Origin of the sequence: Paraburkholderia sp. JPY465, assembly GCF_050436725.1 — a bacterium.
Classification (GTDB): Bacteria; Pseudomonadota; Gammaproteobacteria; order Burkholderiales; family Burkholderiaceae; genus Paraburkholderia; species Paraburkholderia youngii.
Genome location: NZ_JBNDMT010000002.1, coordinates 717,387 through 736,033 on the forward strand (window position 1 = coordinate 717,387; position 18,647 = coordinate 736,033).

Below are 18,647 nucleotides of genomic sequence, written 5' to 3' on the forward strand. Positions count from 1 at the left end.
AATGGTGAGTATCGCGTGATTCGCAGGCAACGTCTGACTTGGAATTATGCGCCTGCCGTGTGCGATGCGTCCGTTTCGCGAAGTCAGGTAATACCCGCTGACGGGTCGTCGAAGAATCGTCACAGTTGGGTTGGAAAGGGTCGCGTCGCTGCGGCGCGGCAATGCCTTGCGCGGCTCAACGCGCGGACCTGGCCGGTGCGGGTCCCGGCGCCGCCGCATCGCCGTCTTCGGCGCGCCGAGTGAGCCACGCGCGAATCTGCGCGGCGGTCCACGCGGGATCGTCATGCGGCACATCGTGGCCGGCCCACGGATGCTCGCGATGCGGCGCGCCCCACGCCGCCGCGAGCTTCGCCGAACAGACCGGGTTGACGAGCCCATCGGCCGCCGACGACAAAATCAGCAGTGCACCCCCCGGCGCGGCGGGCGCCGCGCTAAAGCGGGCGGCCGCCCACAATTGCCGCAGCGCATTCGCGCGGCTCACCGGTGCGCTGCGGCGGATCGTGGTCCAAGCGGCGAGATCCGCGCCCAAGGTGTCGAGGTTGTTGCACGTGAGGCGATGGATGCCGCTCTCGGCATCGGCCGCATCGCTCCAGTGGGCGGCGACGCCGAGCAGACCCAGCCACGCCGACGGCCGCAGCCGCTCATGCATGCGGCTGAATGGCCGCATGCTCGTATTGATCAGCACCAGCCGTTCGATTTCGCCGGGATGACGCTGCGCCCAGTCGGTCGCGACCATGCCGCCGAGCGACATCGCGATCACGTTGTAGGGGCCCGGCACGCCCGTTTCGCGCGCCGCCTGCCGCACGAAGGCGACGATGCCCGTGACGCTCGCGGGCGCGCGCCGCCGCACGTATTCACCGTTGCCGGGCAGATCGAGCAGCAGCAAACGGACGCCGGTCGCGGTCGTTGCGGTGGAAGTCGCGGTTGTCGTCGGATCGGACAGGCTATCGTCCGGGATCTGGCTCAGGGTTTCGCGCAACGTCGCCGGCAGGCGCCCCCAATGCCGCGTTTCGCGCGTCAGTCCGCGCAGCAGGATCCATGTGCTCATTCGCGATCCGGCCTGTACCAGTGGTCGAGCGCGCTTTGCAGCAACCGCTCGCGCTGGTTGCCTTGCGGCAGCCAGCGCTGCGACGAAAACGCCGCGCGCGCGAGGAAGTCGAACAGGTTCGCGTGCCGCCGCAGCACGCGCGCGGTGCGATGCTCCATGACCGGATTGAACATACCCTGCCGCGAAAACAACTGGCGCGGGTTTTTCTTGATCCACAGCCACGAACCGAGTTCGAGCGTCATCGGCAGGAAGATGTTCGGCACCGGCGTACGGTCGTACGCGTAGTCCCACAGATCGCCGTGCAGCAGATACTGATGGCTTTGCGGCTCGAAGGTGTAGCCGTGATGCGGATGCGCGTGTTCGAACATGCTCTTCAGCATGTACATTTCGGGCAGATGCGGCATCTGCTGGCGGGTTCGCGCGTACGGAAACCAGATGCTGTCGCTCCAGCCGTAGCCGGAATGGCAATCGAGCGCGATGCTCAGCGGCCGCGCGGCGAGTTGCGTTTCCACTACTTGCAGCAGCGCGGCCGCCTCGACTTCCATCGGCTCGCCCGCGCGGCCGCGATACCAGGGCAACCACGCGCCGACACGCTGGCCCCCCGCAAGCAGAGGCACACGAGCGTCGGCGTTTTGCGGTGCGTTGCGCATCAGGTCGACACCGCGCGGATTGGCGCGCGTCGCGGCCCACATGCCGCCGGGATTTGCGATCGGCAAGAAGATCAACCGGATGGACTGCAATTCACGCACCAGCAGTTCGTCCCATTCGAGCCGCGCGAGCAGCGAGCGCATATAGTCGAGCACGAGTTGCGAGCCGATTCGCTCGAGCCCGTGAATGCCGCCGAAAAAGCCAATGGCCGGCGCGAGCGGATCGGATGAACCGATGCTTGCGGTGTAGATGGAAAAGCGCCGGCCGCGTACTTCGGTTTCGCAGATCGCGCGGATTTCGAAGCTCGCCTTGCCCTGGTCGAGGATTGACTTGAGATCTTCATATTCGGCAAAACTGTCCGGAAGGAAGCTCAAAGGAGTCGGCATGACGGCGTGACCGGGGTGTCGGGATTTTTAAGGGCGGCCGGAAAAGACGCACTATAGCCTGGCTGTGTGTCATTAGGCGGGAGCGTCCAGCCGATCGGCAGTTGCGTAGGATCGAGGTGTAGCGCCGCGTCGATGCGTGGGCTGCGCCGCGGTTAAAGACAAGGAGATAAGCAGATGCAAACGCTTGACGCAGCTGACGCACCCCGTGAATTCGTAAACATCGACTCGCGCGTGCCGGGAAACGAAACTCGTTGGACTAACGCACAGTTAGCCAGACTCGGAAGCACGGAATTGACTGGACTTCCCGGAAAGCGCCGACAACGGCAGCGAGTTCTCTGGTCGTCTGCTGGACATGTGGGCGTACCACTACAAGGTACAGATCGACTTCAGCCGTGCAGCCAAACCGACGGATAACACAGCTTCATCCAAACGTTCAACGGCTCATTCCGGGACGAATGCCTGAACCTGCACTGGTTCGAATCTCTGACGGAAGAAACGCCAGACACTAACACATGCTACATGTCCCGAAAACCAAAGCGGTTCACCATCGTAGAATGCTCACATCATCTCCGAGTGACAGTCCTCAGATAGGCAACCCCGTACCGGCTCTGTAAGTGAGCCGGCGTGAGGGGAGATGGTCGGTCGCTTAGTTCTTGTCTTGGACCGAAAATTGAAACGGTATCTCTGACTGCGCAAATTTGAGCCGAAGTTGGTTTAGAGCCGGGACCGGGACAAAGCGCTGATTCTCAAACGTGTAGTACGACACTAACAATCCAACGCGGGATTCTTGTGCATCATCGAACAGGTAACTGTTCTTCGGAAAGGCAAGCTTACCGTCCTTCGTCGCCACTACAGCCAGACATGACGAAAGCAGACTTGGCAGATGCAAGAATGTCGGCTTACGAGCTAGAGGGTTCACCAAAAGGAATATCTGCTGGTGCCGGTCAGCTTCGCCTGAACCACTGCCGTACCCTTCCATACACAGAAGCGGAGGACGATTTCTCGTCCCTCCCGCCAAGAACACCTGAGCGTTGCCCGGATAAATGTCTATTGCATACTCATCCGGAAACGTCGTTGCGCGCGCAAAGCGATAGCTTTTGCCATTGACCGTTATGCGATTCTCTGCAACCTCGATTCGCACAGCCCTTCCGTCCAGAGTGGATCTCAGTTCCGTGTAACTCCCCCGCCCCCCGAGATCTGAATAAAGGTGGAGATGCCCGGCAGGTTGCTTGATCGGGGCACCAAACACCACGTCCGACTGGGCGGAATAGAACGCATCGTAACTGTCGTAAGATCGGACCGCATGCGCATTGCTCGACATGGCGGCCAGAGCCGCCATCAGCATCACGGTGGATTTCATCGGTATGCCTTTGCTCCGGTAGCTTTCAGGTAATCTGGGTTGTGCCGCCAAAATACGGTGCCACCGCGAGCGGCCGTCGAAACCCATACCGAATCGTAGCGGCCGCGTTCGCCGCCGTCGACGATTTGCCCAGTCTTCTTATTACGGACTCTCCAATACTTGATGACTTCGCGCCGCTTCTCTGGCACACCGAAAATATTGTCAGATGGGCAGCCCCATTTGAACCCGTCTAGCACCTTGGGACGGCTCGCGTACCTGGTCTTGAAGTCGAGCCCGTCCCACCAGAATGCACCGTTCGACGGGTCCGGTCCATCGTTGGCCAATGCCTTTTGAGCCCAATCGACAGCCAGCTTCATCCCAGGATTCGGTTCAATTTCACTGTCAGTGGCACGCATCAATTTGTTGAATCTAGCGTTGGAGCCATCCCATGCGTAGGAATAGTTCGGGTCTGCGGCGCGCAACTCGGACACCGTCTTTCCGCCCCATGCGCGACACCGATTTGCCACGGCAAACGCAATTCCTCCGATTTCATGCGGGTCGTTGGCCGTGGATGCCTCCCCGTAAGCGATCGCGGCAAGCAATCGTACCTCCTGGCTGATTGCGCCGCTCATCGCACATCCCCCTCACGCCACGCCACGAAGGTCAGATTCGGATGCCGCTTCAATGAGAACGCGCGCGTTCTCCCGCCTGCCAGCGTTGCGTCGTCGACAAGACATTGACCATCGCTCGATAGCCTATAGGTCATCCCTTCGACGGGAGCGTTGGTCTTCGCGTCAACAAGCTCGAAATATTGCTCGAGTTCCTCAAATTTCGGCGCTGCCTTGCGTCCTCGACAGTTGCACGCCCATGCATAACCCAGAGCTTCGGTCATGGCATAACCGGATTTCATTTTACGAACCTTGTCAAACGGAAAGAACTCGCCGGTTTCAGCGTTCAAGGCCCGTGCCAACGGCATCGGCGGGAAGTTTGAGTAGATCGAATAGGTGATACGGCAAAGGTCGCATTCTTCCTCCACTGTCCAATCCGTCCCACTGCTTTGCTGTTTCAGTTGCTCCATTACTCTCCTCAAGAGTTTTCAGGCGATACCTCGCGAATTAATCATCGAAGCGGAGCACGGTCAACCGCTTTACTGACTGGTGCATCAAATAGTGCCTCTTCTCAGGCTGCGTACCGGACATGTTTTTCTTTAAAGAGGTTGCGAATCATGTGAGGCTCCTTCTGTCGGCGATGCAGGTGTCGCCGGATCGCGCCGATCAGTTCCGCCTTGGTCGCCGGTCGGCTTTTGCCGAGCGCGTTGGTTTTGACGTCCTGGTTGAGCAGCTCGTCAGGATTGAGCTCGGGGCAATACCCCGGCAACCGGATCAGGCGCAGATGTGCAGCGTTATCGGCGACGTACCGCTTGACTGCTTTGGACCGGTGCACAGGATGCCCATCGACGATCAGGTAGATCATGCGCGTGGCCTGCTTGAGCAGGCGTTTCAGGAAATCGATGAAGGTCGCGTTTTTGAACGTCCCTTCGAAGACCATAAAGCTCAGTTCTCCACGATTCGTGATCGCAGAAATCATGTTGCAGCCGAAGCGCTTTCCGGTCGCCCTGACGACCGGCGTTTCGCCCTTCAGGGCAAAGCTGGTACCGCTCACGTGGTCGCTGCGCAAGCCCATTTCGTCGCCCCAATAGATGGTTGCCCCTTCCTGCTTCGCCTCTTTCGCAATGCCCGGATAGTCCTCGTTCAGCCAGCGCTCGATTTCCTCGTCCTTTCTCTCGTACGCGCGTCGAACAGGTTTCTGGGCGGTCATGCCCCATGCCTTGAGGTATCGGCCCGCCGTCCACTTCGACACTTTCACGCCGCACTCGCGCTCAATCAGCTTTGCCACCGATTCGCGGGTCCACAGGTAGAACGGCAGCGCAAGCTGGTCGGGCATGCGCTCGATGATAAGCTTGCGCATTTTCACGGCTTGTGGATGAGTCAGGTGGCCGCTTCCGTGCCGACGGCCACGCTTGCCGGACCTCAGTGCCCTCAAGCCACCCTCTCGTGCCAACTTCATCCAGTTGCCCACCGCACGCAGGCTAACGCCATACGTTCGAGCCGCTTCCACTCGCGTCATGCCGCTACGCACCGCTTGCACCACCATCTTCCTCAGGTGCGCCTGCGTTGCCTCGCCCAGCTTCCTTGCATCAGTTTGCGTATTCATACCTCTCTAACGCACAGGGCAGTATTTGGTGCACCGGTCAGTAAATCGGGATAAGCCCGTTTTGACAACTATTTACGACTGTGTCGGATATCTCGATTTCTATTGCATATTCCTGCTGGCGGAGGATGAAAAATAGGCGGCCTGGAAACCCCCGATCAAAGGAGCCGACATGACGGCGCGACCCGTGTATCGGGAACATTAAGGACGACGGCAAACGACACAATGTTGCCTCTCCAAGTGTCAACACGCGCGAGCACGCCCGTCTGCACGCGAATCATGTCATCCGTATGTCACTCTCCGTTCAAATCATTGACTTCAAGCTGACTTAGTTCTGCCATCCTGACGACACATGACACCGCGGAAATTCGACACAGAAACATGTAGTCGTCTAGACGTTGCGATGCCTTCACTCAACCGTCACAGTCGCTTTCTAGAATGAGCCTCACACATGCCGGCAGTGTCCGGATGCATCGAGGGAATACAGATGGAAGCGATCCGGGAAGCTATTCGAATCGAACGTTTGAGCAAAACGTTCGGCAACGGCCGCAAAGCGCTCGACGAAATCGATCTGCGCGTCGCGCCCGGTGAAATGGTCGCGCTGATCGGCGCGTCGGGCTCGGGAAAATCGACGTTGCTGCGGCATATCGCGGGCTTTACCGCGTCGGACGCGCAGCCGTCGCAGATCGAGATTCTCGGCCGGCCGATCCAGCAGAACGGCCGCATCGTGCGTGAAGTGCGCAGCATTCGCCGCGACATCGGCTTCGTGTTCCAGCAGTTCAATCTGGTGAACCGGCTGTCGGTCGAAACCAACGTGCTGATCGGCGCGCTCGCGCGCCTGCCGTGGTGGCGGCGTCTCTCCGGCCGCTTCCCTCGTGCGGAGCGCGCGTTGTCGCTGGCCGCGCTGCACGAGGTCGGCATCGGCGAGCATGCGCGCGAGCGGGCGTCGAACCTGTCGGGCGGTCAGCAGCAACGGGCCGCGCTCGCGCGGGCGCTGGTGCAGCGCGCGCAAATCGTGCTCGCCGACGAGCCGATCGCGTCGCTCGATCCCGAGTCGTCGCGTCGCGTGATGGACATGCTGCAAGCGCTGAACGTCGAGCATCGGATCACGGTATTGGTGTCGCTGCACCAGGTCGACATCGCGATGCAGTACTGCCCGCGCACGGTCGCACTGCGTCGCGGCAAGGTGGTCTACGACGGCCCTTCCAATGCGCTCACGCCGGCGCGGCTAAAGAAACTCTACGGCGACGATGCGCGCGAACTGTTCGACGACGCGGCGCACGACGCCGACGACACTCATGACGCGCCCGACACCCCCGCCGCGCCCGCCGCGCCCGCGCGGCCGGACACCGGCCCCGCCGCCGCGCGCTACGCATTCGCGCTGAATGCCGCGCCGTCGAACTGAACCGCGCACGCCGTCGCGCGCTGTTGTTGCTCTCCATCCACTCAACCGGACCTCAACCGATGAAACTCCTGCGCTCCCTGATCACGCTCGCGGCCGGCGCTGCCGCTTTCACCTGTGTCGCCGCGGCCCACGCCGAGGACATCAACCTCGGCATCATCTCGACCGATTCGTCGGCGGTGCTCAAGCAACGCTGGGAACCGCTGATCGATGACATGAAGAAACAGACCGGACTGGACGTGAAGGCGTTCTTCGCGACCGATTACGCGGGCATCATCGAAGGCATGCGCTTCAACAAGGTGCAGGTCGGCTATTTCGGCAATGCGTCGGCGATCGAAGCGGTCGATCGTTCGAATGGCGAAGTATTTGCGAAAGTCGAGCACGCGGACGGCCAAAGTGGCTACTACTCGCTGCTGATCACCAATGTGAACAGCCGCTTCAAGACGCTCGACGACGTGTTCAAGGACACGAAGAGCGTCACGCTCGGCTTCGGCGATCCGAACTCGACCTCAGGCACGCTGGTGCCGGGCTACTACCTGTTCGCGAAGCATAATGCGCCGGTCAAGACGTCGTTCAAGACCGTGCTGCCGTCGAGCCATGAGGCGAATCTTCTGGCCGTCGTCAACAACAAGATCGACATCGCGACCAACAACAGCGAGATGATGGACACGCTCAAGCAACAGCATCCGGACAAGTTCGCGCAGGTGCGGGTGTTGTGGACCTCGCCGCTGATTCCGTCGGACCCGCTCGTGTGGCGCAAGGATCTGCCTCAAGCGACGAAGGACAAGCTGCGCACATTCTTCCTGAACTACGCGAAGACCGATCCGCACGAAAAAGCGGTGATGGCCGCCATCACCGGATACAGCGGCTTCTCGGCATCGTCGGATCAGCAACTGCTGCCGATCCGCCAGATCGTGCTGTTCCAGCAAAAGCAGAAGATCGAGAACGATACGCATCTGTCCGATAGCGACCGCAAGACGCAATTGGCCGCGCTCGACGCGAAGCTGAGCGCGCTCGGCGCCGCACAGCCGAAGCAATGAACACGGCCGATCTGAGCGTGTCGCCGGCGCGCCCGAGCGAAGCGGCCGCGGCGCAGGCGGCGCAAGCAAAAGTTCGTGCCGGCAAGCGCGGCTGGTGGTCGTTGCTCGGCTGGATCGCGGTGCTCGCGGTGCTCGGCGGCGCTTGGCACGGCGCCGACATGCGTCCGCTCGATCTGCTCAGCGACTCCGCCAACATGGGCGAGTTCGCGGCGGACTTCTTTCCGCCCGACTTCACCGAGTGGCGCACCTACGTGCACGAGATGTACGTGACGCTGGCGGTCGCGATCTGGGGTACCGCGCTTTCGCTCGTCTGCGCGGTGCCTTTTGGCCTGATGTCCTCGCACAATCTCGCGCCGCAATGGGTACTGCAACCGGTGCGCCGCCTGATGGACGCGTGCCGCGCGATCAATGAAATTGTCTTCGCGATGCTGTTCATCGTCGCGGTCGGCCTCGGGCCGTTCGCCGGCGTGCTCGCGCTGTGGGTGCATACCACGGGCGTGCTCGCCAAGCTGTTCGCCGAAGCGGTCGAGGCAATCGATCCGCGCCCAGCCGAAGGCGTGCGCGCAACCGGCGCGACGCGCCTCGACGAAATCGTCTATGCGGTGCTGCCGCAAGTGCTGCCGCTGTGGATTTCGTACGCGCTGTATCGCTTCGAGTCGAACGTGCGCTCGGCGATGGTGGTCGGCATGGTCGGCGCGGGCGGCATCGGCGTCGTGCTGTACGAGGCGATCCGCTCGTTCAACTATGCGCAGACGGCCGCCGTGATGATCATGGTGATCGTCGTCGTGACCGTGATCGATCTGGGCTCGGCGTGGCTGCGTGAGCGGGTGATCTGAGTACGGCGCGCGCGGGACACGGACCGGTCGATTCAAAACGAACAGCACGGGCGAAGCGCGCTGCCGCTTCGCCCGTTTCTTTTTTGCCGCGTCATCTGCACTCGATGCTGCGCGCCGTAAAACGCCGTTTTCCTGCCACAAAGCCCCTGCGCATCGGTCATCCACTCCGCCATTCCCGCGTTCTGCTGGAATAATCACGGGCTCGCGACCGCCCTGCGGCCTTTCCTTGCTCTCTTCGTCCGATCCCGCTGTCGATGGAACCCTTTGTCGTCCTGCTGGTGCTGTTCTCCGCACTGCTTCACGCAACCTGGAACGCGTTCTTGCATGTGTCCGAAGACCGCGTCTGGCTGCTCGGCATGATGGCGATGCCGTATCTCGCGGTCAGCTCGATCGGCGTGCTGGTGCTGCCGCTGCCGGCACCGGCCGCGTGGCCGTATATCGTTGCGTCGGCGGTGCTCGAATGGGGCTATCTGCTCGCGCTGATTCGCGCATATAAAAGCGGCGATTTCGGCCAGATCTATCCGATCGCGCGCGGTCTTTCGCCGATGCTGGTGTTCGTCGGCGCGCTCGTGTTCGCGGGCGAAGTGCTGAAGCCGCTCGCCGCGCTCGGCGTCGCGCTCGTGTCGTGCCGCATCGTCTCGCTCGCGTTTCGGCGGGGCATGCGCTTTTCCGGCGAGAGCGTGCCGTTCGCGCTGCTGACGGGGCTGTTCATCGCGACGTACTCGGTCGTCGACGGCGTCGGCGCGCGCGTCGCGGGCAATGCCCTCAGCTACATCATGTGGGTCTACCTGGTCTGGAACATTCCGCAGTTCCTGCTTGCGTGGCATTGGCGCGGCGGCGCAAAGGGGCTGTTCATCGGCCGCGCGGTGGTGGTGAAGGGCATCGCGTCGGGCGTGATCGCGCTCGGCGCGTATTGCCTGATCATCGAGGCGTACCGCTATCTGCCGATCGCGATGGTTTCCGCGTTGCGCGAGTTGAGTTCGATCTTCGCGGTGTTGATCGGCTGCATCTTCATGCGCGAGAAGCTCACCGCGCGACGCATCGTGGCGTGTGTGCTCGTGACGCTCGGGGCGGTGTTGATACGGATTTGATGAGAACCCGGCGTAATCAACGCGTGTAATTCACCACCGGCACGGAATACGAAGTCGGCGCGAAATTGGTCCGGCCGCTGCGCTGCGACGGACCATTCGACGGCGCACCGTCGCCGCTATTCTGGGCTGCCTGGTTTTGCGCCGCGACCTTTGCTTTAGCCGCCTGGAGATGGGCCGGATAGTCGATCGCATTCGGGTTGGACGGATCGTGCGCCTGTGCGCGCGAGGGCGGCTGATTGGCCTGATTCGACTGCGCAAACGCCGCGAACGGCACGGAAATGACAGCGGCGATAACCGCTGCTTCGATCAGCGACCTGATGGACTTCATGATTTCCAACCTCCAGAGACGGCTTCATCCGATTGCCGCGGAGCCTTGTGCGACCATCGGCTATCGGCCATCCGCAGCAGCGAAGCCAGTTTAGGAGGCGGTCAGGCCACGCAGTAAGCCCTGAACCATGAATTCACTGTTGCCAAAGCGACCACAATTCGAGGCCAACACGTTCCGGCGCGGCGGCATCGCGATGAACTACACTGATGACGCCAAACGACGCGCCACAGCCATCGCATTCGATCGAGGAGATAGACCCTCATGTCGCATCCCGTTGCCCTGCCGTCTTACCGCGACAGCGTGCGCGCCGAATGGGTCGACTACAACGGCCACATGCGCGACGCGTTCTACCTGCTGATCTTCAGTCTCGCGACCGACGAGCTGATCGATCTGATCGGCCTGCACGATGCGGTGCGCAAAGAGCGGCATCGATCGATCTACACGCTCGAAGCGCATGTCAACTATCTGCATGAAATCAAACAAGGCACGCCGGTGGGTGTCGACATGCGCGTGCTCGGCTACGACGCGAAACGTATGCATGTCTACTTCGAAATGTTTGCGCTGGACGCGACGCAAAGCCAACGCAGCGGCCCGGTCGCCGCTGGCGAGCAGATGCTGCTGCACGTCGATACCAGCGGACCGCGTGGCGTCGCTTTCGATCCGGACGTCGAAGCGCGCATCCATGAACTCGCGCAAGCCCATGCGGCATTGCCGCCGGCGCGTTTCGCCGGACGTGTGATCGCATTGCCCTGCGCAACGCAACGGGAAACACTGCCCGAACGGAGTGACCATGCTTGAGCCGGAAATCGCCGCGTTTATCGAACGGGCCAGTGCGCTCTATCCGTCGCATCACGCGGCGATGACGCCGCGCGAGCAGCGCGATCTGTACGACCGCTACGCTGCCACGCTGACGCCACCCCTGCCCAGCGAACTCACCACCCAGGACGCAAGCTTTCGCACCGACGCGGGCCATGCGATCCCGCTTCGGCTCTACCGGCATCGAGCGAAAGCAAGCGAATCCGGGGCGATCCGCGGCACGGTGCTGTATTTTCATGGTGGCGGTTTCGTGCTCGGCTCGCTGAACAGTCATCAGATGGTGACCGCTCGCCTCGCCGCGGACACCGGCCTCGACGTGATCGCGGTCGACTACCGGCTCGCGCCTGAGCATCGCGCGCCGGCCGCGCACGAGGACTGCCTCGAGATCACGCGCGCCGCGTTGAACAACCGCCTGCCGTTCGATCTGCCCGACCACGCCGGATTGCAACTCGCCGGCGATAGCGCCGGCGGCACGCTCGCGGCAAGCGTCGCGCTGCGCTTGCGCGACGACGGCGTGAGCGGAGTGCGCGGCATCGCGCTGGTTTATCCGATGCTCGGCACCGAGCCGCAATCTCCCGCGCGCGACACCGAGGCCGATGCGCCGATGCTGACGCTCGCGGACGTGCACAAGTTTCGCAACGCGTACTGGGGGACCAGCGGGGCAAACAGTGGAGAAAGACGCGAAGAAAACGGCGACCGCACGCCCGGCCCCGCATGGACGATCCCGCTCGCCGCAACCCGCTTCGACGGACTGCCGCCGACGCTGGCATTCGGCGCCGAGCACGACCCGCTACGCGACGACGCGCGCGTGTTCGTCGAGCGGATTCGCGTGGCTGGTGGAGATGCCCGGCTGCTGATCGGCATGGGGCTCGTGCATGGATGCTGGCGCGCGCTCGAAACGAGCCCCGGCGTGCAGGCCATGCACAAGGCCGTATGCGATTTTCTCCGCGGACGCGCACGTCATTAGCGCAGCGACACTAACCGGTGCGCCTAGTGCGCTACCGGGCGGTTCAGCGATTGCGGTCAGCGCGCCACTGCGCGAACGTGACCAGATCGAGGCCGACCTCGCCCGGCTCGATGCGGGTCCAGCCGAAGAACGCGTCGTCCCAGCCGGGAATGCTTTGCGGCGTCAGCGACCGGAACTTCATGCCGGAACGATACGCGAGGTCCGGCCAGAACAACGGCATCACCTCGCGCGTGGCGAGCTGGCGCAGCAGGTCGGACGGACCACCCTCGTCGGCGACGATTTCACCCTGCGAGATCCAGTCGTTCTCCGCCCACGCGACGAATATGCTCGGGTTGCCGGCGGCGTCGAACATCAGGATCACGTTCTGCTCGGGGCGCCAGTAATACTCGACGATGCCCTGCGCGGCCACCACTTCGTCGATCACCTTGCGGGTGCGCGGATCGCAGTAGGTCATGCCGTTTTCGCCGAGCGCGAGCCAGCCCGACTCCCCGCAATGGCGGCTCTTCGCGTCCTTCAGGAAATGGGTGAGGCGGTTGGCCGAATCCGCGTCGGTCTTGCGCAGGTACAGGTCGACGATGCCGGCGTTGAACGCTTTCACCGCGACGGTTTCATCGGCGACGCCGGTGAGCAACACCTTTGCGCAACGCAGATGCGAGATCGACGACAGGAATTCGACGCCCCCGATGCCCGGCATGTCGTAGTCGACGACGACCGCCGCGACTTCCTCGAAGCGCGACGGCCGCGCGACGATATCGCGTTCCGCCGAGGTTTCGACGAAGCGCTCGACGCCCGGCTCGCTCAGACACGCCGATGCCGCCGCGAATTCGAGCGAATTTTCGCGCGCGTGCTGGCGGATATAGTTGAGAGCCGCTTGCGGCCGCGTGAAAAACAGGTTCGTGTAGGTGCCCGGAAAAAACCGGCGAAGCGCGTCGAGGTAGCTGTCGTTGTCGTCGACGAAAACCACCGTGGACGGATAAAAAACGGGAGGTCGAATAAAGTTGTTCATATCTTCACGTGTTTCCCACGCCGCCGCGAACGCCCCCGAGACCGACCGGTCGGTCGGTCGATTCGTAGATCTGGCGTTTCGCAAAGCGACTGCCCAAGGTATGCCGGTCGATGTCTCGCCCGCGGGTCCGCATGATCAATGGGTTCTTGTCGCTACTTCCGGTCGCCGCCTGCCGTCGCCGCGATCGACGCTGTTCGCGCGTCTCGGATGGCGCAGCCGGGCGGGCCTTCCGGCATGTGCACTGCGAGCCAGTCGCTGCAAGTCACATTTACACGCCGGATAATCGAACGGTGGCTGCCGGTCGTCTGCAATGGTTCGTATAGTACAGGCTCCGGGCATTGGCGGCACAACTTAAATCGCTTTCCCGCAGGCACCTATCGCGTAAAAGCGGCGCGACTGATTGATCGAAAAGAAAACCGCGGCACACCGAAAAAATGCCCGCTTCCCTCGTGCCGGCAAACACCTATAACGGCAGGCGTGCGCCGCTCGGTGCCAGGTCCGATCAGACATCTGCCATCATGATGCGCCGCAATATGCGGACGAGAAGCGTCGATGGGGAAATGGTCGTTTATCATCAGTCAATCGCAGTTGTTTAATGGTTGTTGCTTAGATATGACGAATACCGGGAAGATGATGATAGTCGGACTGCTCGTGATCGATGCGGGCGTCGCCGGCTATCTGCTGTACCCTAGGGACGATCAGGTGCCGGCCGTGACCGGTCAGGTGACTCGCAGCGTCACCGGCACGGTGGAATCGCAACCGCAGACGGACGCGGCGCATGCGATTGGCGGCAGTATGAGGCCGGCGCAACCGGTGAGCCCGCCGCAAGCGCCGCGCGCGGACATCGCGAACAACGCCCCGATCACGCCGCAATCGGCGCCCCCGCGGACGGAGTCGGCTGCTCCGGCACCGGCACCGGCTCAGGCGCAAGCTCTGGCACCCGCTCCCGCCCAATCCCTGCCCGCAACCGCGGCCGCCCCCGCGCCGAGCGTCACGCCCGATGCCGGCCAGACCGCCAGCGGCCGCATCGACAACGCAGCGCCGGCTGCGGGCAATCCGGTCGCGGTCGCGCGCGAGCGCTCGAGACAGCAGTCGTACGCACAGCAAAGAGCCCAATCGAGGCCACAGTACGGGCCGCGCATCGACCAGACGACCCAAGGCCGACGGCGCGACGACACGCACCCGAACGGCGCCAACCCCGTCGCCGCGATGCTGACGGATCAGCTGGTCAAGGAATCGGCGAAACCCGACCCCTCGCTGCCGATGCCGTCTGGCGTCACCGTGCCGCTGCCGTCTGACAACGGCCCCGGACCTGGCCCGAGTGTCGGCCGTGGCAGTACGAATCCGGTCGCGTCGGCGATGACCGATAAGCTCGTGCGGGAATCGTCGAAAGTGGGACCAACTCAGGGACCCACTCAGCCCCCGGCTGAGCCGCCGATCCTCAACAAACCCTGAGCGAAGCCGGGCTCACGGCCGCGACGCCACCTCATCGAGATGCGCGAGTAGATCGGCCGGATCGTCGTAGACGCGCAACGCTCCCGCGCGCTCGAGTTCCTCGGTGCCATAGCCGCCCGACAGCACGCCGACGCCGAGCGAGCGGCAGCGGCGCGCGGCGAGCATGTCCCAGATGCTGTCGCCCACCACGACCGTGTGCTCGATCGGCACGCCGAGCCGCTCGGCCGCGGCGAGGAACAGGTCGGGATCGGGCTTCGCGTATTTGACGTCGTCGCGCGTGACGACGACCGCCTTGGCGGGATCGACGCCGAGCGCCGCCAGATTCAGCGACGCGGTTTCCATCCGCCCGCTCGTCGCGACGGCCCACGGCGTGCCGGCTTGCGTCAGCGCGGCGAGCAGTTCGCGGGCGCCCGGCAGCGGGCAGACCTGCGCGCGCATCCGCTGATAGGCGGCCGCATGCCCGTGGCGCAGCCGCTCGGCGCGTTCGACGCTGATTTCGCCGTGGGTCTCACGCAGCAACTGGTCCGTGAACAGCCCACCGCTCATGCCGATCTTGCGATGGATACGCCAGACGGACAGCGGGATACCCTCGCTGTCGAGCGCCTCTTTCCACGCCAGCACGTGCTGATAGACGCTGTCGACGAGCGTGCCGTCGAGGTCGAAAAGAAAGGATGTCTGGATACGCATGCCGGCCTCCGGTGATGATGGGTTCAGTCACTATGCCATGTGTCGATGAAGCGGCCAGGGCGGGCCGCCGCCTTTCCGCAGGTTCGGGTATCTAAAAGAATTGCGCGAATTACCACAGATTCGTGCGTATTTGCCCCGATTTCGCCGCGCCCTCTCCCGGCGCACACCCGAACACGGTAAGCTTCGCCGCCTCGTTGTTTGCACCGTCTACCGTTTTTCGAAAAATCCCGCTTTATTTCCCCGCTGGACGACCCGAGCGCGATTTCCGCGCCCCGCGTCAGGCCCGAGCACGCCGCGTGCTTGTGGCTGATTCGCTAAATCACCCGATAACCGGTTGTCCAGCCATCGGCTCACTGCGCAACGAGCCCAATTAGTCCGAAAACACGTTAGTCAATCAAGGAACCCGCGATGAAAAAAACCCTGGTCGCCGCCGCGCTGTGCGGCGCCTTCACGATATCGGCGCACGCCCAAAGCAGCGTGACACTGTACGGCCTGATGGATGCCGGCATCGTCTATACGAACAATCAGCTCGGCCACAGCAACTGGCAGCTGGCGAGCGGCACCACGCAGAACACGGTATTCGGCCTGAAGGGTTCGGAAGACCTCGGCGCGGGTCTGCACGCGGTTTTCAAGCTCGAGCAGGGCTTCATGATGAACAACGGCGCTCAGGCGTTCGCCGGCAGCGGGTTCGGCTCGCAGGCATGGCTCGGCCTGCAAAGCGATTCGTACGGCACGCTGACGTTCGGCCGCCAGTTCGACGTGATGAACGACGCCGTCGGCCCGCTGACGGCTGGCTATAACACGTGGGGCGGCAGCCTCGCCGGGCATCCGTTCGAAAACGACAATCTCGCCGCGAACTCGGTCGTGATCAACAACTCGGTCAAGTACGCGAGCGCGCTGTACCACGGTCTCACGTTCGGGACGATGTACTCGTTCAGCAACAAGGCCGGCGGCTTCGCGAACAACCGCTCCTACGGCTTCGGCCTTTCGTACGCGCGGGGCCCGTTGAACCTGGCGGCCGGCTACCTGCAGTTCAACCACGCAGGCAACGGCGCCGGCGCCGTGACCACCGCCGACACCAGCGCGAACTTCATCGCCACGCGCCAGCGCGTGTGGTCGCTCGGCGGCAACTACACGTTCGGACCGGCGAGCGTCGGCCTCGTCTGGAGCCATACGCAGATCGACGACGTCGCGGGCGTGTTCTCGTTCGGCACCGGCAGCTATCTCGGCGCGGCCGGCGACGCCACCGGCACGCTCGGCGGCTCGCTGCGCCTCGACAACTACGAGGTCAATGCGAAGTACGCGCTAAGCCCCGCCTGGAGCGTATCGGGCGCGTACACCTACACGCATGGCGCGTATAACGGCTCGTCGCCGGCGTGGAGCACCGCGATGCTGCAGACCGATTACGCGCTCAGCAAGCGCACCGACTTCTACCTCGAAGGCGTGTACCAGAACGCCCACGGCGCACCGGCCGATTCGGTGTTGTCGCACGCGATGATCAACACGCTGTCGCCGTCGTCGACGAATTCGCAGGTCGCGGTCACGGTGGGCATGCGCCACGCGTTTTGATGCTTGCGCGGCGCGGGCGCGGGCGTGGCGCGTGGCGATAGTGCGACGCCCTCACGACTGCGCCGCCGCGATCACCTGCGACGCGATCGCATGATGCTGGCCGCGTCGCGAGCGGATCGCGTGAATCTCCTCGATCACGCCGTCCGCGGGGCCGAGCCAGCGCAAGCCCCGCAACAACGTGAGATCGTCGGCGCCGAGCTCCGCCAGCGGAAACACGCCGAGCCCGCGCGCCGCGAACACCGCCATCAACGCGCTGTCCTCGAATTCGCCGACGACGCGCGGCCTGATTCCCTGCGCCTCGAACCAGCGGTCGAGCCGCGCGCGCAGTGCGCCGTGGCGGGTAGGCAACAGCACGGGCAGGTCCGCGAGACAGTGCGGAAAGCCGGCGCGCGCCGACTTGCGCACGATCTGCGCGGGCCCGTACCAGTCGACCGGCGAGCCCGCGACGCGCTGGCTCAGCACGCGCAGGTCCGCGCCGTGCGGCGCCGGCTGACAGGCGAGCACCAGGTCGAGCCGATGCAGCGCGAGCTCCGACAACAGTTGTGCGGGCTCTCCCTCGTGACACAGCAGCCTTAGCGATGGCGTGGCCAGCACCGGCGCAAGCAACGCATGCGCGGAGAGCTTCGAAATCCCATCCGACAAACCGACCGCGAGCCGCACCGAGTCCGCGCCGCTCGTCTCGCGCATCTCGTCGAGCAACGCCTCGCCCAGTTGAAAGATCTGCTCCGCGCGATTGAACGCCTGCTCGCCGGCCTCGGTCATCGCGACGCCACGCCCGGCCGGCTTCAACAGCTGGCGTCCGAGCGCTTTCTCGAGCTCGCGAACCTGCGCGCTGATCGTCTGCACGGCCATGTCGAGTCTGGCGGCCGCGCGCGCGAAGCCGCCTTCCTTCACGACGATCCAGAAGTAGTACAGGTGACGATAGTTGAGCATGCGGATCCGATACTTCGAAAAAAACGAAATGTCGTTCAGGTTATCACTGGTTCATTCGAACCGAGAACAGGCCGATGATGGCGGTTCCGCCGCTCGCGGCGCACTCCCTTGCCCCACATCATGGACTCCCTGTTCGCACTCGTTGCCGATCCCGCCGCCTGGGCCGCGCTGGTCACGCTGATCGTGATGGAAATCGTACTCGGCATCGATAACCTGATCTTTATTTCGATCCTCAGCAACCGCTTGCCGGAAGCGCAACGCGCACGCGCGCAGCGCACCGGGCTGCTGCTCGCGCTGGTGATGCGGCTGATTCTGCTCAGCACCGTCGCGTGGATCGCGAAGCTGACCGCGGTCGCGTTCACGCTGTTCGATCATGGTTTTTCGTGGCGCGATCTGATCCTCGTCGCTGGCGGCCTGTTCCTCGTGTGGAAAGCGACCACCGAAATCCGTCAGCACATGATTCCCGATGACGAGGTCACCGCGAAATCCAGCTCGGCCGTGCAGCTGACGATGGCCGCCGCGATCGGTCAGATCATCCTGCTCGACATCGTGTTTTCGGTCGACAGCATCATCACCGCGGTCGGCATGACCGAGCACCTGCCGATCATGTTCGTCGCGGTGATCGTATCGATCATGGTGATGCTGTTCGCGGCGCAGCCGCTCGCGCGTTTCATCAATCGCAATCCGACCATCGTGATGCTGGCGCTGAGCTTCCTGCTCGTGATCGGCATGACGCTGATCGCCGATGGTTTCGGCTCGCACGTGCCGAAGGCCTATATCTACGCGGCGATGGCGTTCTCCGCGTTCGTGGAGGGGATGAACATGCTCGCGCGGCGCGCGAAGACGAAACGGCTGGCAAGCAACGAGGAGTAATGCCGTGATGAA

The 18,647-nt window shown here is 63.2% G+C and carries 19 protein-coding genes and 1 pseudogene; 10 read left to right on the forward strand and 10 right to left on the reverse strand.

What is annotated here, in order from left to right; translation table 11 throughout:
• Positions 1-175 precede the first annotated feature (175 nt).
• A complete protein-coding gene (locus QFZ94_RS05330) occupies positions 176-1,048 on the reverse strand; it encodes an alpha/beta fold hydrolase (protein ID WP_429455812.1) in 873 nt (290 codons plus the stop codon).
• A complete protein-coding gene (locus tag QFZ94_RS05335) occupies positions 1,045-2,082 on the reverse strand; it encodes a M14 family zinc carboxypeptidase (RefSeq protein ID WP_368582318.1) in 1,038 nt (345 codons plus the stop codon). The genes QFZ94_RS05330 and QFZ94_RS05335 overlap by 4 nt, the downstream gene beginning before the upstream one ends.
• A 313-nt stretch (positions 2,083-2,395) precedes the next feature.
• Here QFZ94_RS05335 and QFZ94_RS05340 point away from each other — a divergent pair.
• Positions 2,396-2,574 (forward strand): annotated as a pseudogene (locus tag QFZ94_RS05340) (integrase core domain-containing protein); the annotation flags it as partial.
• Positions 2,575-2,728: 154 nt separating this feature from the next.
• Here the strand turns inward: QFZ94_RS05340 and QFZ94_RS05345 are convergent.
• The 4 genes from QFZ94_RS05345 to QFZ94_RS05360 form a co-directional block, all read right to left on the reverse strand.
• Positions 2,729-3,442 (reverse strand): hypothetical protein, encoded by a 714-nt coding sequence (locus QFZ94_RS05345; protein WP_429455813.1) that lies wholly within the window; start codon positions 3,440-3,442, stop codon positions 2,729-2,731.
• Positions 3,439-4,053, reverse strand: a complete 615-nt coding sequence (locus QFZ94_RS05350) for a hypothetical protein (RefSeq protein ID WP_429455814.1) — start codon at positions 4,051-4,053, stop codon at positions 3,439-3,441. The genes QFZ94_RS05345 and QFZ94_RS05350 overlap by 4 nt, the downstream gene beginning before the upstream one ends.
• On the reverse strand, positions 4,050-4,499 hold the full coding sequence (locus QFZ94_RS05355) for a hypothetical protein (RefSeq protein ID WP_429455815.1): 450 nt from the start codon (positions 4,497-4,499) through the stop codon (positions 4,050-4,052). The genes QFZ94_RS05350 and QFZ94_RS05355 overlap by 4 nt, the downstream gene beginning before the upstream one ends.
• Before the next feature lie 101 nt (positions 4,500-4,600).
• A complete protein-coding gene (locus tag QFZ94_RS05360) occupies positions 4,601-5,635 on the reverse strand; it encodes an IS630 family transposase (RefSeq protein ID WP_429455271.1) in 1,035 nt (344 codons plus the stop codon).
• A gap of 484 nt (positions 5,636-6,119) precedes the next feature.
• Here QFZ94_RS05360 and phnC point away from each other — a divergent pair, with 484 nt between their 5' ends.
• The 4 genes from phnC to QFZ94_RS05380 all read left to right on the forward strand — a co-directional run bounded on the left by phnC (position 6,120) and on the right by QFZ94_RS05380 (position 10,001).
• Positions 6,120-7,037 (forward strand): phosphonate ABC transporter ATP-binding protein, encoded by a 918-nt coding sequence (gene phnC, locus QFZ94_RS05365; RefSeq protein ID WP_429455816.1) that lies wholly within the window; start codon positions 6,120-6,122, stop codon positions 7,035-7,037.
• Between the two features lie 59 nt (positions 7,038-7,096).
• On the forward strand, positions 7,097-8,074 hold the full coding sequence (phnD, locus tag QFZ94_RS05370; RefSeq protein WP_410849488.1) for a phosphonate ABC transporter substrate-binding protein: 978 nt from the start codon (positions 7,097-7,099) through the stop codon (positions 8,072-8,074).
• A complete protein-coding gene (phnE, locus tag QFZ94_RS05375; RefSeq protein WP_429455817.1) occupies positions 8,071-8,910 on the forward strand; it encodes a phosphonate ABC transporter, permease protein PhnE in 840 nt (279 codons plus the stop codon). The genes phnD and phnE overlap by 4 nt, the downstream gene beginning before the upstream one ends.
• Before the next feature lie 254 nt (positions 8,911-9,164).
• Positions 9,165-10,001 carry an EamA family transporter gene (locus QFZ94_RS05380; protein WP_429455818.1) on the forward strand — a complete coding sequence of 279 codons (837 nt, stop codon included), beginning with the start codon at positions 9,165-9,167 and terminating at the stop codon, positions 9,999-10,001.
• A gap of 16 nt (positions 10,002-10,017) precedes the next feature.
• Here the strand turns inward: QFZ94_RS05380 and QFZ94_RS05385 are convergent, their stop codons facing one another.
• On the reverse strand, positions 10,018-10,329 hold the full coding sequence (locus tag QFZ94_RS05385) for a hypothetical protein (protein ID WP_429455819.1): 312 nt from the start codon (positions 10,327-10,329) through the stop codon (positions 10,018-10,020).
• A 261-nt stretch (positions 10,330-10,590) separates the two neighbouring features.
• Between QFZ94_RS05385 and QFZ94_RS05390 the strand changes: the two genes are divergently transcribed.
• Both QFZ94_RS05390 and QFZ94_RS05395 read left to right on the forward strand, forming a co-directional pair.
• Positions 10,591-11,127 carry a thioesterase family protein gene (locus QFZ94_RS05390; protein WP_429455820.1) on the forward strand — a complete coding sequence of 179 codons (537 nt, stop codon included), beginning with the start codon at positions 10,591-10,593 and terminating at the stop codon, positions 11,125-11,127.
• Positions 11,120-12,112, forward strand: coding sequence for an alpha/beta hydrolase (locus tag QFZ94_RS05395; protein WP_429455821.1), 993 nt, complete (start codon positions 11,120-11,122; stop codon positions 12,110-12,112). Before QFZ94_RS05390 ends, QFZ94_RS05395 begins: the two co-directional genes overlap by 8 nt.
• Positions 12,113-12,155: 43 nt before the next feature.
• Here the strand turns inward: QFZ94_RS05395 and QFZ94_RS05400 are convergent, their stop codons facing one another.
• Complete coding sequence (locus tag QFZ94_RS05400; RefSeq protein WP_368582307.1) at positions 12,156-13,118, reverse strand: response regulator; 963 nt, start codon at positions 13,116-13,118, stop codon at positions 12,156-12,158.
• Positions 13,119-13,751: 633 nt separating this feature from the next.
• Here QFZ94_RS05400 and QFZ94_RS05405 point away from each other — a divergent pair.
• Positions 13,752-14,573, forward strand: coding sequence for a hypothetical protein (locus QFZ94_RS05405; protein WP_429455822.1), 822 nt, complete (start codon positions 13,752-13,754; stop codon positions 14,571-14,573).
• 12 nt (positions 14,574-14,585) lie between these two features.
• Here the strand turns inward: QFZ94_RS05405 and QFZ94_RS05410 are convergent, their stop codons facing one another.
• A complete protein-coding gene (locus tag QFZ94_RS05410) occupies positions 14,586-15,260 on the reverse strand; it encodes an HAD family hydrolase (RefSeq protein ID WP_429455823.1) in 675 nt (224 codons plus the stop codon).
• A gap of 408 nt (positions 15,261-15,668) precedes the next feature.
• Here QFZ94_RS05410 and QFZ94_RS05415 point away from each other — a divergent pair, with 408 nt between their 5' ends.
• Positions 15,669-16,829 (forward strand): porin, encoded by a 1,161-nt coding sequence (locus QFZ94_RS05415; RefSeq protein WP_429455824.1) that lies wholly within the window; start codon positions 15,669-15,671, stop codon positions 16,827-16,829.
• Positions 16,830-16,880: 51 nt separating this feature from the next.
• Here QFZ94_RS05415 and QFZ94_RS05420 read toward each other — a convergent pair whose 3' ends face one another.
• The gene (locus QFZ94_RS05420) at positions 16,881-17,762 is read right to left on the reverse strand and encodes a LysR family transcriptional regulator (protein ID WP_429455825.1); all 882 of its coding nucleotides are present in this window, start codon (positions 17,760-17,762) and stop codon (positions 16,881-16,883) included.
• 120 nt (positions 17,763-17,882) lie between these two features.
• Here QFZ94_RS05420 and QFZ94_RS05425 point away from each other — a divergent pair, with 120 nt between their 5' ends.
• Positions 17,883-18,635, forward strand: a complete 753-nt coding sequence (locus QFZ94_RS05425) for a TerC family protein (protein ID WP_368582302.1) — start codon at positions 17,883-17,885, stop codon at positions 18,633-18,635.
• The last annotated feature ends 12 nt before the right edge of the window (positions 18,636-18,647 follow it).